The sequence below is a fragment of the Cupriavidus sp. FW306-1B-F12B genome, assembly GCF_058781795.1.
In genome coordinates this window covers 222048-236727 of the sequence record NZ_JBYSXC010000006.1, presented here as the reverse complement: position 1 = coordinate 236727, position 14680 = coordinate 222048, and the positions used below count along the sequence as shown (strand labels likewise).

The following is a 14680-nucleotide window of genomic DNA, read 5'->3' as shown; positions in this document are numbered from 1 at the left end:
CGCTGCGCGAAAGACCCATCCATTGCGTGTTCCGTCAGTTGGTGTTCTGGATAATCCGATGTCGTGCGGCCGCCGCGCTCAACGCGAGGCCGGCCGGCCCGCCATGGCGTTGGCGGCGTTGGCAACGGCGCCCTGCTGGGCCTGGGCGATGCCGCCCGCGGAACCGCCCATGGATCCGCCATTGGCCAGCGCCGAAGAAATGGCGTTGCCGATGTCCTGCGCGGTAGGCAGCTTGGAGATCATGTTGGCGCCCGCGGAACGGCCACCGACGATGTATTCGATGGCCGCTTCGTCGCCACCGGCGAAGAGCGCGTGCTCGCTGACCGCGATCTGCGGGGTCGCGGTCTTGTCGGCCGCATTGCGCAGCACCGCGCGCAGGCTGCCGACCTTCTGCGCCAGCGCCAGCCGCGCCGCCTGTTCGGGCGACACCATCAGCGTGAGGCTGTCGTAATCCGGGTTGGTGTCCACGCCCTCCGCGCCTTCCGCGGCCTGCGCCGCCATGGCTTCGCCATAGTCGCGCGGGCGCACGTCCTGGCCGGTGGCCAGCACCAGCATGTCCGACATCAGCAGCCGCGCGGTCTGCTTGTCGGTGCCTGCCGCGGTGGGCGAGGTGGAGCTGATCAGGAACAGGTCGACATGGTTGCCAGGCTTGAGCATCTTGGCCGTCGAGTTGACCATGTCGACCTCGATGGTGAAGGCGCGCTTGCCGGGCTTGAGCAGGTCGGAGAAATCGCGCGACTGCAGCGCTTCCACGTCGGCACGCCGCACCGGCTGGCCCTGCCGCACCTGGCGCACCAGGCGCAGGTTCGCCACCTTGTCGAAGCTGCTCGCCAGGATCATGTCTTCGTAGACCAGGTCGGCCGGAATCTCCCGCGCCGCGAAGCCATTGCCGTCGATCACCGTGCCCGGCGCGGCATTGCGCACCGGCACCATGACGGCCACGCGGCGGCCCTCGTTCAGCTGTGCGGCCAGCTGCTCTTTCAGTGCCGCTTCGCGCCCGCTCAGGAAGCGGTAGATCCACAGTGTCAGCAGGCCGGCGACCAGCACAGCGATGACAAGGACGACCCAGGGATTCCCGATAATTGAATGAATCTTGATTTTCTTCAGCATGAATGTGCTTGCAATGGCCAGACGCCGCCTGGTGGCGGTGCGTCAGGGAAGTGACAGGGAAAAGCTGTACGCCTGAAAGAAGGACCTGAACGCCGCGGCCAGCATGCTGATGACCGAGTTGTCGCCGCCGGCGACCAACACGGCAACGACCAGCAGCGTGATGACGATGTATTCGAACGCGGCCTGCCCGCGCTGGCGCCTGCTACGGATTGCCATCGCGCTACTCCGGCCGTGCCACGGTGATCACCGCGTCGGTCTGGCCGGCGCGGTCGACAAAGGTGGCATCCATGCGTTCCTGCTGCCGCTGCATGGCCAGCGTGAGGCCCTCGATGCGGCCCGAACCGTCGGCCACGGGCGCGGGCATCTGCACCACCGAACTCCAGCCCTGCGCCGCCAGCCGCTCGGCGGCGCGCTGCCGCGCCGCCTGCGCGTTGCCGGGCAGCCGGACCACCAGGGTGCGCCCGCGCTGGCCGCGGTCCGTGCTCTGGACATCCGACAGGACCTTGGCGCCGGGCGGCAGGCCCAGGTCGCCCAGCCCGGTGCCGGACGCCACCGGCGCCAGCTTGCTGACCGAGAAGATGCCCGCCACATGCCCGCCCGGCGCGGGCCTGGGCTCCAGCGACAGCACATAGTGGCAAAGCCCGTCGATCGCGCTCAGCACGTACTGGCCGCCGGCGCGCTGCCCGCGCGCCGGCACGCCTTCGCGCGTCCAGTACTGGCGCCACGCGTCCGAGACCGCTTCGGCGGTGCCGGCGAACTCCATCGTCAGCACCCGCGTGGGCAGGCCGTTGACCACCATGTCGGTGCCGACCGCATGCGCCCTGGCAGGCGCAACCGGCTGCCGCGTGCAGTCCGTCGCGGTCGCTGCCGCCGCGGACCAGGCGAGCGCGGCCGGCAGCAGCGCGGCCAGGCAGCGCATCAGCACGCCATGCATGCAGGCTCTCATCTCAGCGGCTCCCCAGGCGGTCGGCGGGGACCACGTCGGGCTGGATGCGGCCCAGGTCCAGTTTCAGGATTTCCGGCCCGAAGGCGGCCAGCCCGACGGTCAGCGCGGTGTCGATCACGCCGCCCTTGCTGGTAGGCACCGCTTCCTTGATCACGGCGAGCGTGCCGTTGCGCCCCTCGGGCGTCCAGGCGTTGGTCAGCAGCACGGTGTGGTCCTGCATGCCGAAGCCGGTCCAGCCCGGCCACAGCGCGCGCAGGGCCGCGTTGTCGCCGGCGACGGACAACCCCACCTCGGCCCGGTAGAGGTTGCGCGTGGCCAGGTCGAAGCCGGCGCTGACCGCGTTGGCCGCACCCATGGCAGCCGTGATCGGCTTGAGCGTGGCTGCCGGGGTTTCGTCGACGCCGCTGCCCAGGGTCACGTCGGCATAGTTGCGCAGCATGTCGACGCCGGCATGGTCTTTCCACATCGGCGCCATGCCGCCGGGCAGGCGGCGCGCCGTGCGGTCGCTCGACGCCAGCGCGGCCTGGTCGTGCCCCAGTACGCGCTGCACGAATTCGCTGCGGATCTCTTCGTCGCCCTTGCTGGCGAAGCTGCCGTGCGACGCGCGCCAGCCCGGGTCGACGGTCCAGACCGTGCGCTCCCAGCCGGCATAGCGCGAGGCCATCAGCGCCTTGTTGCGCACGTCGCTGAACTTGCCCAGCATCGCCATGCCGAGAAACAGCACGCCAAGCACCGTCATCGCGGCGATCACGAATTCGATCATTGCCTGTCCGGCTGCCCGGTTCGGCCTGGCTGGCCTGCGCATGCGCATGTCCGTTCCCTCAGTTGCCCTGTGCCGCGATCGCGGCAACGCGTTCGAGATCGCTGGTCTGCGTCAGCGATGCCTGCCAGTACGGATTGAAGAGGCTCGGGTATTCGATGCGCGAATCGGCGCGCCGCCACCCCGCCGCGCTGCGCAGCGCGCCCGCCATGCCGCCGCTGTCGGTCGGGCGGATAAAGTACGCGCTGCCGCTGGCAAGCGCGCGCATCATGCCGCCGGCCATGCGCCCGTCCAGCGTCAGGCGATCGCCGCCCGGCAGCACGCGCGAACTGGTGACGACTGAAGTGTCCTGGCGCTGCGCCTCGATCGTGATCGAGGGCGCGCGGTTGAAATCGTCCACGGGCCCGGTGCCGGGCTTGGGCTGGTTGCTCAGGTCGGCGTACTCCTGCAGCCCCGCGGGCTTGTTGTGCAGGGTCTTGCCCGGGCCCGACGAGTACTGCATCTGCGCGGCGATCAGCGTCAGCGGGTTCAGCAGCGAACCGCCGAAATTGCTGTAGCCACCGTAGCCGGAGCGGCCCGAATAGCGCCCGCCCGGGCCATTGGCCGCGCCGCCGCGCCCGACACTGGACACCGTGGGAATCGCAAACCCGACCGGGCCGGCCGGCGTGGCCCAGACACAGGCAAGCGTGCCGTTGGCCTGCGAGGCATCGAGTGCTTCCCAGCCCTTCTTGTCGCGGCGCAGATGCGTGCCGCCGTCATGCGTGACGACGGTCACCATGATGGCCACCACCGCGCCCTTGCAGCCCTTGTAGGCAGTCGGGACCGCCGTCGGCGAGCGCGGCGAGCCGCGGTCCTTCAGAAAGCCGTCGAGCGTGGTGCCGTCGGTGGTGACGTCGGCAAAGCGGTCCTTGCCGGTGGCCGAACCCTGCTTGGGATTCTGCGGATCGGTCACGGTGGTGAACTTGGTCCAGCGGGCCAGCTGCACGCCATAGCGCGGGCCAAAGAAGTAGCCGGAACTGACCGTCGAATCCGGCTGGTTGCGCTTGGCGACTTCGTCGGTCACCAGCGGCACCGCGGCAATGGTGCCCGCGTGGTAGGCGCGCTGCGCCATGCTGAGCGCGGCGATGATGTCATCGAGCCCGGTCACCAGCGGCGGCAGCAGCGTGTTCAGGGCGGATCGCACCGGCGTGATCGCGGCCTTGCCCAGTTGCTTGGGCGTGGTCCACAGCAACTGCCCGTCGGAGAAGATCTTGACCAGCGTGTCGATCCAGGTGTTTTCCGTGTAGGTGCCCTTCAGCTCGTCGATCCACGACTTGAGGCTCACGGCCTGCGCCACGGCCACCTGGTTGGCCACCATCGCGCGGTTCGCGTAGGCGGCAAAGTTGTAGTCGCGCGCCTGCAGCACCGCGGCGCTATAGGCCGCTGCGTCCGCCGTGTTCTGCAGCTTGGTCTTGGCGCTGGTCAGCTGGCTCGCGTTGAAGGCGAGATACAGGGCCAGCCCGCCGATGGCGAGGAACACCAGCGCGAAGGCGAGTGCCTGACCGCGCTGGCCGGGACGGCTGCGTCGATGCGCAAGACCTGTTTTGCCCATGTTCCGGGATCGCGAGTGCTGGAGCGCAGCAAGCAACTGGCGGCGATGCCGCTTAGTTGTTCTTGCCCGTGTCGTTGCCGACGTTGTAGTTGTTCAGCCCCTTGCCCTGGTTAGCCTTGGAGCTGGCATCGTCCGCGGCGCTGCCGGCTTGCTTGATGGCCTGCTTGGACGCCGAGTTCTTGCCGGCCATTTCCTGGGCGAGGCCCGCGGTCTGGTTGCGGATGGTCTGGCCGAACATGGCATAGACGCCGATCGCGGACACGGCGATCAGTGCCACGATGATGATGTATTCGGTCATGCCCTGACCTTGCTGACGCGCCTTGCGGCGCAGATTTGCGAATGTCATAACGACTCCTTCCATGGGAATGCACAGAAACGGTTGCGCCATATGAAAGGCGCCTCATATGGAAGCCATATGTAAAGAAAACGCTGATGCGAACGGTTATCCGGCAGCAGCGGCGTGCATGCTATCAAAAGGTTCCTTAGGGCCGAAGAGGAATAATTTCAATATTTTTAATAGCGTTGAAATAACCCTACCAGGGACTCCCCCGAATGTAACAAAAAGTAATCCTTCACAATGGACGGAGGTTATACGAACTATTCTCGGAACCGGCACATTGCCAGCAATGGGGTGCTGTTGAGCGTTGATTTACGGATGACAAGCCGCGCCACGGGCGGCAGGCCGCATGCGGCCTGCCTGCTGGACTTCAAGGCGAACCGGGGCAGTCATACCGCCCCTGCCAGCTGCCCGCGGCATAAAATAAAGAAGCAAAAAAATGGCAGAACTGGATATAAAGAATGCAGTGGAAATACTGGGGGCGTTAGCACAGGAAAATCGGCTCAGGATATTTTTACTGCTCGCCGATTCGGGACCGGAAGGAATACCGGCAGGTATTATCTCCGCATCTTCCGATTTAACTCCCTCTTCCGTAACATTCCATTTGAAGGAATTGGTCAGGACGGGGTTGGTTAAAAGCCGCCAGCAAGGGCGGTTCATGATTTACTCCGCCACCACCGACGGCATTTCCTCAGTCCTCGCATTTCTTGGCGGGAAATGCGCTTCCCTGCAGTAGAGGGCACTGTTCCGGCGGCGCGCCGCGCCGCCGGACGACCCGCCGCGCGGGCCTGCGCCGCCAGCCCGGCACCTCATCCCGACAATCCCGTCTGCCAAATTTGCGTATTTCGAATTCATGACACAAATCGTGTCAATTATGTTGTTTCAGGATCATTGCCGATTTCGGAATTCAGCCTTTGTCCAGATGCAACACGCCGCCCGCTGGTGGCCAAAGGCAGTCGGTTTCTGACCATTTGCCGCGCTTTTGCCGGAGCCGAGCGCCAGGAGCCCGGAGAAACGCAGGCATCCCGTGGCGGTAACAATGCAGCATTTTTAATACTTTTACCATTTATCCGACAGCAACTCGCAAGCTCGATCGAGCCCGCCGAGAGCCCGTGCCGGCGATGCGGAAGCGCCAACCACACCACGCCCCGCACCGGTGAGGCCAGCGTCACTCGGGGACCCTGCGGGACTTTTCGGTAAACTGTCGGCATTCCGGGACGCGCCGCGTCCCGCAGCCTGCGCAGTCCCCCTCATGTCAAATACCCACGAAATCCGCCCCGGCCAGTCCATCGAACTGCTCAAGGAACTCCATATCCTGACGCGCGACGGCAAGATGAATCAGGACAGCCGGCGCAAGCTCAAGCAGGTCTACCACCTGTTCCAGTTCATCGAACCGCTGCTGCAGGAAGTCAAGGCCGAGCGCGGCCGCGTCACGCTGGTGGACCACGGCGCCGGCAAGTCGTATCTGGGCTTTATCCTCTACGACCTGTTCTTCAAGGCGCTGCAGGACGACTCACATATCTTCGGCATCGAAACCCGTGAAGAACTGGTGAAGACCTCGCAGGCGCTGGCTGCGCGGCTGGGCTTTGCTGGGATGTCGTTCCTGAACCTGTCGGTGGCGGATTCGATCACCTCGCCGCAGTTGCCGCCCACCGTCGACGTCGTCACCGCGCTGCATGCGTGCAATACCGCGACCGACGACGCGATCCGCTTTGCGCTGGCCAAGCAGGCCCGCCATATCGTGCTGGTGCCGTGCTGCCAGGCCGAGGTGGCCAGCGTGCTGCGCAAGCACAAGGGCAAGCTGCTGGCGGGCAATCCGCTGACGGAAATCTGGCGCCACCCGCTGCACACGCGCGAGTTCGGCAGCCAGGTGACCAATGTGCTGCGCTGCCTGCAGCTGGAGGCGCATGGCTACCAGGTCAGCGTGACCGAGCTGGTGGGCTGGGAACACTCGATGAAGAACGAGCTGATCATCGCGCAGTACAAGGACCTGCCGCGCCGCCGCCCGGCCGAGCGGCTGGAAGAGGTGCTGGAAAGACTGGGGCTGGAAGAGATGCGCGAGCGCTTCTTCACCGCGCCGGTGTCGGCTGCGTAGTCAGACTTTACCGGGCTCGTCCTCGCCCGCCATCCAGCGCTGCCAGCCCTCGTGGCCCAGGCGGCGCATGGTGGCCTGGTTGCGCTCGTAGATGTCCGCCGCATCCGGGAACGCCGCCGCCGCGCGGGCGATGGAGTCCTCGCGCAGCAGGTGCAGGATCGGATACGGGGCGCGGTTGGTGTAGTTCTCGATATCGTCCGGCTCGGTCCCGGCAAACTGGTACTGCGGATGGAAGCTGGCGATCTGCAGCGTGCCTTCCAGCCCGAGGCTGCCGAGCAGGCGCTCGGCAAAATACAGCAGGTCGTTGAAGTCGAGGAAGTCCGCCACCGCATCCGGCAGGATCAGCAGCGTGGTGTCGATCTGGTCGGGGTCGGCGTCTGCCAGCAGGCGCAGTTCGCGCTCCAGGTCGTCCATCACGTCCGGCGCTTCGGTGACGGTGCTGACCACGTAGCGCACCTGCTCCTTCACATACACGCTCTTGGCGAACGGGCACAGGTTGAGCCCGATCACGGCGCGCTCCAGCCAGTGGCGGGTGGCGGCGATGACGATGTCTGCGGAGTGAGTGGCGGAGGTCATGATGGCGATGCGCGGCAAACCGTCATTCTAGCGCTGCCGCAGGCTCTATAATCCGCGGCGGAAACACCCCGCCCCCTGCCGAGCCTCCTGATGCCCTCTTCCGCCACTTCCTCCCCTTCCCAAGCCAGCGTCGACGTTGCCGTCATCGGCGGCGGTCCGGCCGGCCTGATGGCGGCCGAAGTGCTGGCGGCGCAAGGTGCCAGCGTGGCCGTCTACGACGCCATGCCGTCGGTCGGGCGCAAGTTTTTGATGGCCGGCAAGGGCGGCATGAACCTGACCCACGCGGAGCCGGAGCCGGCCTTCCTCGGCCGCTATGGCGCCCGCACCGCGCAGATCGCGCCGATGCTGGCGGGCTTCGGCCCGCAGGCCCTGCGCGACTGGGTGCACGGGCTTGGCATCGAGACCTTCATCGGCAGTTCCGGCCGCGTCTTCCCGACCGACATGAAGGCCGCGCCGATGCTGCGCGCGTGGCTGCACCGCCTGCGCGAGTCCGGCGTGCAGTTCCATATGCGTCACCGCTGGCTGGGCTGGGACGACGGCGCGCCGCATGCGCTGCGCTTTGCCACGCCGCACGGTGAAACGGTCATGCGGGCACGCGCGGTGGTGCTGGCGCTGGGCGGTGCCAGCTGGGCAAGGCTGGGATCGGATGGTGCGTGGGTGCCGCGGCTGGCCGAGCGCGGCATCGAGATTGCGCCGCTGCGGCCCGCCAACTGCGGTTTCGATGTGGCGTGGAGCGAAGCGTTTGCGGCGCGCTTTGCCGGCGAGCCGGTCAAGCCGGTAGCCATCGCCCTGACCGACCGCGATGGGCAAGCGCACTACCGCCAGGGCGAGTTCGTCATCAGTGCGACCGGCATCGAAGGCAGCCTGGTCTACGCGCTGTCCGCGCCGATCCGCGACCGCATCGAGGCCGATGGCGGCGCCACCATCCACCTGGACCTGCTGCCGGCGCATAGCGCCGAACATGTCAGCGCGCAGGTAACGCATCCGCGCGGCGCGCGCTCGCTGTCGAGCCACCTGCAAAGCCGGCTCGGCCTCACCGGCGTCAAGGCCGGACTGCTGCGCGAATGCCTGTCGAAGGAAGCGATGCACGATGCCGGCACGCTGGCCGCATCGATCAAGGCGCTGCCGCTGCGGCTGCTGCGCCCGCGGCCCATCGACGAAGTGATCAGCAGCGCCGGTGGCGTGCGCTTCGAGGCGATGGATGAAGGGTTGATGCTGCGCGCGCTGCCGGGCGTGTTCTGCGCCGGCGAGATGCTGGACTGGGAGGCACCCACCGGCGGCTACCTGCTGACGGCGTGCTTTGCCAGCGGGCGCACCGCGGCGCTCGGCGCCGCGGCTTACCTGCAGCAGGCTTAGGCGGCCTTGCCGCCGACGATGCTGAGCGCCACCGCCTCGGCCACTTCGATGCCGTCGATCGCCGCGGAGTAGATGCCGCCGGCATAACCCGCGCCTTCGCCCGCCGGGTACAGGCCCTTCACATTGATGCTCTGGTAGTCATCGTTGTTGCGGCGGATGCGCAGCGGCGACGAGGTGCGCGTCTCCACCCCGGTCAGCACGGCATCATGCAGGGCAAAGCCAGGCAGCTTCTTGTCGATCTCGGGAATGCCCTCGCGGATCGCCGCGATCACGTAGTCAGGCAGCGACGTGCTCAGGTCGGTCGGCGTCACGCCGGGCTTGTACGAGGGCTCGACCGAACCCAGCGACGTGGATGGCCGTCCCGCGATGAAATCGCCCACCAGCTGGCCCGGCGCGCAGTAGTTGCTGCCGCCCAGCTCGAACGCGCGCTCTTCCCACTTGCGCTGGAATTCGATGCCGGCGAGCGGGCCGCCGGGATAGTCCTCGGGTGTGATGCCGACCACGATGCCGGCATTGGCGTTGCGCTCGGCGCGCTTGTACTGGCTCATGCCATTGGTCACCACCCGGCCCGGCTCGGAAGCTGCCGCCACCACCGTGCCGCCCGGGCACATGCAGAAGCTGTACACCGACCGCCCGTTGCTGCAGTGATGCACGACCTTGTAGTCGGCCGCGCCCAGCAGCTTGTTGCCGGCGAACTTGCCGAAGCGGCTGCGGTTGATCAGCCCCTGCGGATGCTCGATGCGAAAGCCCAGCGAGAACGGCTTGGCCTCCATGAACACGCCGCGCCTGTGCAGCATCTCGAAGGTGTCGCGCGCGCTGTGGCCGACCGCCATGATGACGTGGTCGGCTTCCAGGTATTCGCCGTTGGACAGCTTCAGGCCGCGCACCTGGCCGTTGTCGATGTCGATATCGTCGACGCGCGTCTCGAAGCGGATCTCGCCGCCCAGTTCGATGATCTCGGCGCGCATCTTCTCGACCATGCTGACCAGCCGGAAGGTACCGATGTGCGGGCGCGCCTTGTACAGGATGTCCTCCGGCGCGCCGGCGCGCACGAACTCGTTGAGCACCTTGCGGCCATAGTGCTTGGGGTCCTTGATCTGGCTGTACAGCTTGCCGTCCGAGAACGTGCCCGCGCCGCCTTCCCCGAACTGCACGTTCGATTCCGGATTGAGCACGCTCTTGCGCCACAGGCCGAAGGTGTCCCTGGTGCGCTCGCGCACTTCCTTGCCGCGCTCCAGGATGATCGGGCGGAAGCCCGACTGCGCCAGGATCAGGCCGGCCAGCAGGCCGCACGGGCCCATGCCGATCACCACCGGGCGCGGATGCGAGCTGCCCGCCTGCGCGCGCGCGACGAAGTGGTACGCCATGTCGGGCGTCACGCTCCAGTTCGGCTTGCCGGCCATGCGTTTGATTGCCGCGGCCTCGTCGCCGACCTCGATATCGATGATGTAGGTCAGCTTGATATCCGAGCGCTTGCGCGCATCGTGGGCACGGCGGAACACGGTATAGCCGATCAGGCCGTCTCCCTTGACACCGATCTGCGCGGCGCTGGTGCGCACGGCGGCGTCCAGGTCGCTTTCGGTATGGTCGAGCGGGAGTTTGACTTCACTTAGACGTAGCATGGGGAACCCGAGAACTGCGGCCGGGGGGTTGGGCACACCAATGTGCCAGGCCGGCCGGAGCGCAATTTTATAGGCTTTCGGGCGCGGAGTCGGGAATCTGGCGGGATTCGGGCTGTCGGGCCGGCCCGGTGCGGCGCCACGACAACGCCAGCCAGGCTTGCAGCCGGGGCAGCCAGCCCGGCGGGTCAGTGATCGACAATGCGCCGGCGCGGCTTGCCGACAGCGTCAGCCAGCCGCGCGCGGGCACGATCCACGTGTCGCCCGCGCGCAGGCGCCGCCGCGGTACGTAGCAGGTCTCGGCCAGCCATTGCGGCGGCCCGGCCAGCTCCAGCTCACCCGCGCCGGCATGCAGCATGGTGCCCGCCGCCACGCGCAGGCGCAGGCACTGGCCGGCCAGAAGCGGCACTACGGTTGATGTGTCGTTGAGATCGCTTTGCATGGCAGGACTCCGGTAACAGGCACAGGACTCCAGCCTATCGACCTGATCTCATCCGCGGCAGGCACACCCCGGAACCGCCTGGACCGGAACAGCCAAGCAAATTCAGCCCTGTTACGATACAGCCGCCACGCGTCTGTATCTGTACTGATGCGGCCAACCGCGCCACGATGCCCCCAATGGAATCCGCCCCGCTCTACCGCCAGGTTGCCGGCCACTACCGCCGCGCCATCGAATCCGGAACGCTCGCCGCCGGTGACCGCATGCCGTCGGTGCGCGCGCTGATGGCGCTGCACAGTGTGAGCCTGTCCACCGCGCTGCAGGCATGCAGGCAGCTCGAGAGCGACGGCTTGCTGGAAGCGCGGCCGCGCTCGGGTTATTTCGTCGCGGCACCGCTGCGTTCGCCGCTGGCGGCGCTGGCCGAGCCGGCCGCGGCCTTGCCTGATCCGGCGCAGTATGTCGGCATCCACCAGCGCATTTCCGGCTTGCTGGCGCGTGGCCAGCACCAGCATGTGCATACCAACCTGGGCGGCGCCTATTGCGCGCCGTCACTGTATCCGACCGAGGCGCTGCGCAGCGCCGCGACCCGTGCGCTGCGCCGGCATCCGCTGCTGTTCGGCGAAGCGGTCGAGCCCGAGGGCTACCAGCCGCTGCGCGCCGCGCTGGCGCGCCAGGCGTTGCGGGCGCGCGTGCAGCTCGCGCCGGAGGAAATCGTCATCACCAACGGCTGCACCGAGGCGCTCAACCTGGCCCTGCGCGCGGTGGCCGGGCCGGGCGACGTGATCGCGGTGGAATCACCGACCTACTACGGCCTGCTGCAGATCCTGGAAAGTCTCGGCATGCGCGCGCTGGAGATCCCGTGCAGCCCCCAGACCGGCATCTCGCTGGAGGCGCTGGAGCTGGCCGCGCAGCACTACGACAATATCCGCGCGGTGGCGGTGGTGCCCAACCTGCAGAACCCGCTCGGCTGCATCATGCCGGACGCGCACAAGGCGCGGCTGGTGCAGTGGTGCGAGGCGCGCGGCATCGCGCTGATCGAGGACGACTGCTTCTCGGCCACCGCCGACAGCGATGCGCCGCCGGCCGCGGCCAAGGCCTGGGATGGCAGCGGCAACGTGATCCACTGCGCCTCGCTGCACAAGGTGCTGGCGCCCGGCATGCGCCTGGGCTGGATCGCCGCCGGCAAATGGCAGGCGCGCGTGGAGATGCTCAAGTTCGGCCTGTCGCGGCCCAACGAGATGCTGTCGCAGATGGCGGCCGCCGACTTCCTGGCTTCCGGCGCGCACGACCGCCACCTGCGCCGGCTGCGCACCCGGCTGTGCGCGCAGCGCGAATGGTTCACGCAGGCCATCGCCGCAAGCTTTCCCGCCGGGACGCGGCTGGGGTCCCCGCGCGGCGGCATGCACCTGTGGGTGGAACTGCCCGCCCAGGTATCGTCCGAAGCGGTGTTCGACCAGGCGCTGCAGGCCGGCATCCGCGTGATGCCGGGCGTGATGTTCTCCAACGCCGGCCGCTTCGACCACTGCCTGCGCGTCAACTGCGGCACGCCGCGCTCGGCGCAGATCGAGCGGGCACTGGGCACGCTGGCCGCCATCGTGCAGCGGCTGGCGGGCTAGCCCTGGCGCTTGCCTGCCAATATCCCTCCCCTTTTGCTGGCGCCTCGCCTATCCTAAGAACCCATTTCATAATGAAGAAGGGGACGCGTTCAAGCCAGGCGCGGCGCAGGCTAGGCGCGGGCCGCCGGCCTTGGTCATTCCAAGGTCAAGGCCCGTAACAACGCATGCGCCGCGCCTGGCTTGAACCCGAAGGGAAGGCTGCTGCCGGGCCGCATGGCGTTGTTGCGGCCTCCTTGCGTGGAATAACCACGCCGCGTCGGCCACGCCTAGCCCTGCGGCCCGGCAGCAGCCTTCGCGCCCCTTCTTCATTATGAAATGGGTTCTAAGCGCTGGTGCGCAGGGCGGCCCGGCTGGTCTCCGGGGGCGAAGACCGACCACGGGGCGCCGTGCACCACGGGAAAAAGAAAAAGGAGAAAAGCCTTGAGCAGTGCATCCGCGGCAACGTCCGTCGGCAAGGGTGCCGGCAACCCTGCCGGCAACAACCTGGACGACTATCAAACCCTGTTCCAACTGGCACCTGTCTCGCTGTGGCTGGAAGACTTCAGCGCCGTGCGCGAGTATTTTGCGCAACTGCGCAAGGAAGGTGTCACCGACCTGCGCGCCCACCTGCGCGCGGACCCGCGGCAAGCGGCGCAGTGCTCGGCGCTGATCCGCGTGATCGACGTGAACCGGCGCACGCTGGAGCTGTTCCGTGCAGCCGATCTCGACGACCTGGTTGCCAACCTCGACACAGTCTTCCGCGACGACATGCTCGACCAGCATGTCGAGGAGCTCGGCCAGTTGTGGGACGGCGGCAATCGCTTCGCCAGCCAGACCGTCAACTACGCGCTGGATGGCGAGCGGCTCGACATCCAGCTCGAGGCCACGGTGTTGCCGGGCCACGAAGACACCTGGGAGCGCGTGCTGCTGTCGATCAAGGACATCACCCCGCGCATGCGCACCGAGCGTGAACTGCGCCGCAGCGAGCAGTATGCGCTGGGACTGTTCGAGCATTCGCCGGTGTCGCTGTGGGTAGAAGACTTCAGCGCGGTCAAGGTGCTGCTCGATGAAGTGCGCGGCGCCGGCATCACCGACTTCCGCACCTTCCTCAACGTGCATCCGGACTTTGTCTCGCGCTGCATGCAGGAGATCCGCGTGCTCGACGTCAACCAGCAGACGCTGCAGATGTTCGGCGCGGGCAGCAAGCAGGCCCTGCTGTCGCGGCTGGGCGATGTGTTCCGCGACGACATGCGCATCCATTTTGCCGAGCAACTGATCGACCTCTGGCACGAGAAGCTGTGGCAGCAGCGCGAAGTCATCAACTACGCGCTCGATGGCCGCGCCGTGGACGTCTTCATGCAGTGGTCGGTATTCCCCGGGCGGGAAGCGGACTGGGACCAGGTGCTGGTGTCGCTGACCGATATCACGGCGCGCAAGAAGGCAGAAGCCTATGTCGAGTTCCTGGGCAAGCACGACGTGCTGACCAAGCTCTACAACCGCGCCTACTATGAGGACGAGATGGCGCGGCTGGGCCGCAAGGGCCCGTGGCCGGTCAGCGTGGTGGCGGTGGACCTGAACGGCCTCAAGGTGGTCAACGACCAGTTCGGCCATGCCGACGGCGACGGGCTACTGCGCCGCACCGGCGAGGTGTTGAAGAAGGCGGTGGGCGAGCAGGCCTGCGTGGCGCGCATCGGCGGCGACGAGTTCATGATCCTGCTGCCCGGGCGCGACGAGCGCGGCGCCGCGACGGTGGTCGAGCAGATCGGCAAGGTGGTGGAGCTGAACAACCAGTTCTACCCGGGCGCACGCCTGAGCCTTTCCATCGGCCACGCCACCTGCCTGCAGGGCGACCGGCTGAACGAGGTCGTCAAGCTGGCCGACAGCCGCATGTATCAAGCCAAGCGCGACTACTACACCACGCTGGCCAACGAACGCCGCCGCGATTGAAGCCTAGCGGCTCAGCCCGGCGTGCATTCGCCGCGCAGCAGCGCCCACTCCTCGCATTGCTTGCCGGACGGGAAGGTGCAGATGCCGGACTGGCCGGCGGGTGTCGACACGATCTGCAGCTTGCCGCCGCGCTGCGTGCAGTTGACGGAGGCGGGGTTGGGCTTGCCGACGGCAGCGGCGCTGCCGGCGGCACGTTCTGCAGGTGTCGTGGTGCATGCGGCGGCGCCAAGGGCGGCGGCCAGCCACAGTGCTGCGGTACGGACGCGCATCAGGATCTCCGTGGGCAAAGGAAGCTCCCAAGTGGGTGCT

General features: G+C 67.2%; 15 protein-coding genes. 5 read left to right on the top strand and 10 right to left on the bottom strand.

The features are described from left to right. Positions 1-78 precede the first annotated feature (78 nt). From cpaB to AC3WLE_RS13030, 6 genes are read right to left on the bottom strand one after another with little or no spacing between them, the layout of a single operon-like run. Complete coding sequence (cpaB, locus tag AC3WLE_RS13055) at positions 79-1110, bottom strand: Flp pilus assembly protein CpaB (protein WP_058696948.1); 1032 nt, start codon at positions 1108-1110, stop codon at positions 79-81. 42 nt (positions 1111-1152) lie between these two features. Beyond that, entirely contained in the window at positions 1153-1326 is a 174-nt protein-coding gene (locus AC3WLE_RS13050; RefSeq protein ID WP_010809200.1) for a hypothetical protein, read from the bottom strand. Between the two features lie 4 nt (positions 1327-1330). Next, complete coding sequence (locus tag AC3WLE_RS13045) at positions 1331-2056, bottom strand: hypothetical protein (protein WP_492357349.1); 726 nt, start codon at positions 2054-2056, stop codon at positions 1331-1333. Position 2057: 1 nt separating this feature from the next. After that, on the bottom strand, positions 2058-2819 hold the full coding sequence (locus AC3WLE_RS13040; RefSeq protein WP_010809202.1) for a hypothetical protein: 762 nt from the start codon (positions 2817-2819) through the stop codon (positions 2058-2060). Positions 2820-2877: 58 nt separating this feature from the next. After that, positions 2878-4407 carry a pilus assembly protein TadG-related protein gene (locus AC3WLE_RS13035; RefSeq protein WP_011614820.1) on the bottom strand — a complete coding sequence of 510 codons (1530 nt, stop codon included), beginning with the start codon at positions 4405-4407 and terminating at the stop codon, positions 2878-2880. A 52-nt stretch (positions 4408-4459) separates the two neighbouring features. After that, the gene (locus AC3WLE_RS13030; RefSeq protein ID WP_010809204.1) at positions 4460-4753 is read right to left on the bottom strand and encodes a Flp family type IVb pilin; all 294 of its coding nucleotides are present in this window, start codon (positions 4751-4753) and stop codon (positions 4460-4462) included. Between the two features lie 430 nt (positions 4754-5183). Here AC3WLE_RS13030 and AC3WLE_RS13025 point away from each other — a divergent pair, with 430 nt between their 5' ends. Continuing rightward, positions 5184-5480 carry an ArsR/SmtB family transcription factor gene (locus AC3WLE_RS13025; protein WP_010809205.1) on the top strand — a complete coding sequence of 99 codons (297 nt, stop codon included), beginning with the start codon at positions 5184-5186 and terminating at the stop codon, positions 5478-5480. Between the two features lie 516 nt (positions 5481-5996). Continuing rightward, a complete protein-coding gene (locus AC3WLE_RS13020; protein WP_011614818.1) occupies positions 5997-6839 on the top strand; it encodes a class I SAM-dependent methyltransferase in 843 nt (280 codons plus the stop codon). On the opposite strand, the gene AC3WLE_RS13015 is transcribed toward AC3WLE_RS13020, so the two are convergent. Further along, a complete protein-coding gene (locus AC3WLE_RS13015) occupies positions 6840-7415 on the bottom strand; it encodes a DUF1415 domain-containing protein (protein WP_492357350.1) in 576 nt (191 codons plus the stop codon). 90 nt (positions 7416-7505) lie between these two features. Here AC3WLE_RS13015 and AC3WLE_RS13010 point away from each other — a divergent pair, with 90 nt between their 5' ends. Then, positions 7506-8771 (top strand): TIGR03862 family flavoprotein, encoded by a 1266-nt coding sequence (locus AC3WLE_RS13010; RefSeq protein WP_492320966.1) that lies wholly within the window; start codon positions 7506-7508, stop codon positions 8769-8771. Here the strand turns inward: AC3WLE_RS13010 and AC3WLE_RS13005 are convergent. Together AC3WLE_RS13005 and AC3WLE_RS13000 are read right to left on the bottom strand one after the other, a co-directional pair. Continuing rightward, positions 8768-10393 (bottom strand): NAD(P)/FAD-dependent oxidoreductase, encoded by a 1626-nt coding sequence (locus AC3WLE_RS13005; protein ID WP_492320967.1) that lies wholly within the window; start codon positions 10391-10393, stop codon positions 8768-8770. The two genes, AC3WLE_RS13010 and AC3WLE_RS13005, sit on opposite strands and share 4 nt — an antisense overlap. Positions 10394-10460: 67 nt before the next feature. Then, positions 10461-10832: a hypothetical protein gene (locus AC3WLE_RS13000; protein WP_492320968.1), complete on the bottom strand. Its 372-nt coding sequence runs from the start codon at positions 10830-10832 to the stop codon at positions 10461-10463. 176 nt (positions 10833-11008) lie between these two features. Between AC3WLE_RS13000 and AC3WLE_RS12995 the strand changes: the two genes are divergently transcribed. Further along, positions 11009-12445, top strand: coding sequence for an aminotransferase-like domain-containing protein (locus AC3WLE_RS12995; protein ID WP_492357351.1), 1437 nt, complete (start codon positions 11009-11011; stop codon positions 12443-12445). A 420-nt stretch (positions 12446-12865) separates the two neighbouring features. Next, positions 12866-14371, top strand: a complete 1506-nt coding sequence (locus tag AC3WLE_RS12990; protein ID WP_492320970.1) for a sensor domain-containing diguanylate cyclase — start codon at positions 12866-12868, stop codon at positions 14369-14371. A gap of 11 nt (positions 14372-14382) precedes the next feature. Here the strand turns inward: AC3WLE_RS12990 and AC3WLE_RS12985 are convergent, their stop codons facing one another. Then, positions 14383-14640 (bottom strand): putative hemolysin, encoded by a 258-nt coding sequence (locus AC3WLE_RS12985; RefSeq protein WP_492353009.1) that lies wholly within the window; start codon positions 14638-14640, stop codon positions 14383-14385. Positions 14641-14680 lie beyond the last annotated feature (40 nt).

Coding starts and splice junctions, on each gene's coding strand:
- cpaB (WP_058696948.1), bottom strand. CDS start 1,110: ATGCTGAAGAAAATCAAGATTCATTCAATTATCGGGAATCCCTGGGTC.
- AC3WLE_RS13050 (WP_010809200.1), bottom strand. CDS start 1,326: ATGGCAATCCGTAGCAGGCGCCAGCGCGGGCAGGCCGCGTTCGAATAC.
- AC3WLE_RS13045 (WP_492357349.1), bottom strand. CDS start 2,056: ATGAGAGCCTGCATGCATGGCGTGCTGATGCGCTGCCTGGCCGCGCTG.
- AC3WLE_RS13040 (WP_010809202.1), bottom strand. CDS start 2,819: ATGATCGAATTCGTGATCGCCGCGATGACGGTGCTTGGCGTGCTGTTT.
- AC3WLE_RS13035 (WP_011614820.1), bottom strand. CDS start 4,407: ATGGGCAAAACAGGTCTTGCGCATCGACGCAGCCGTCCCGGCCAGCGC.
- AC3WLE_RS13030 (WP_010809204.1), bottom strand. CDS start 4,753: ATGACATTCGCAAATCTGCGCCGCAAGGCGCGTCAGCAAGGTCAGGGC.
- AC3WLE_RS13025 (WP_010809205.1), top strand. CDS start 5,184: ATGGCAGAACTGGATATAAAGAATGCAGTGGAAATACTGGGGGCGTTA.
- AC3WLE_RS13020 (WP_011614818.1), top strand. CDS start 5,997: ATGTCAAATACCCACGAAATCCGCCCCGGCCAGTCCATCGAACTGCTC.
- AC3WLE_RS13015 (WP_492357350.1), bottom strand. CDS start 7,415: ATGACCTCCGCCACTCACTCCGCAGACATCGTCATCGCCGCCACCCGC.
- AC3WLE_RS13010 (WP_492320966.1), top strand. CDS start 7,506: ATGCCCTCTTCCGCCACTTCCTCCCCTTCCCAAGCCAGCGTCGACGTT.
- AC3WLE_RS13005 (WP_492320967.1), bottom strand. CDS start 10,393: ATGCTACGTCTAAGTGAAGTCAAACTCCCGCTCGACCATACCGAAAGC.
- AC3WLE_RS13000 (WP_492320968.1), bottom strand. CDS start 10,832: ATGCAAAGCGATCTCAACGACACATCAACCGTAGTGCCGCTTCTGGCC.
- AC3WLE_RS12995 (WP_492357351.1), top strand. CDS start 11,009: ATGGAATCCGCCCCGCTCTACCGCCAGGTTGCCGGCCACTACCGCCGC.
- AC3WLE_RS12985 (WP_492353009.1), bottom strand. CDS start 14,640: ATGCGCGTCCGTACCGCAGCACTGTGGCTGGCCGCCGCCCTTGGCGCC.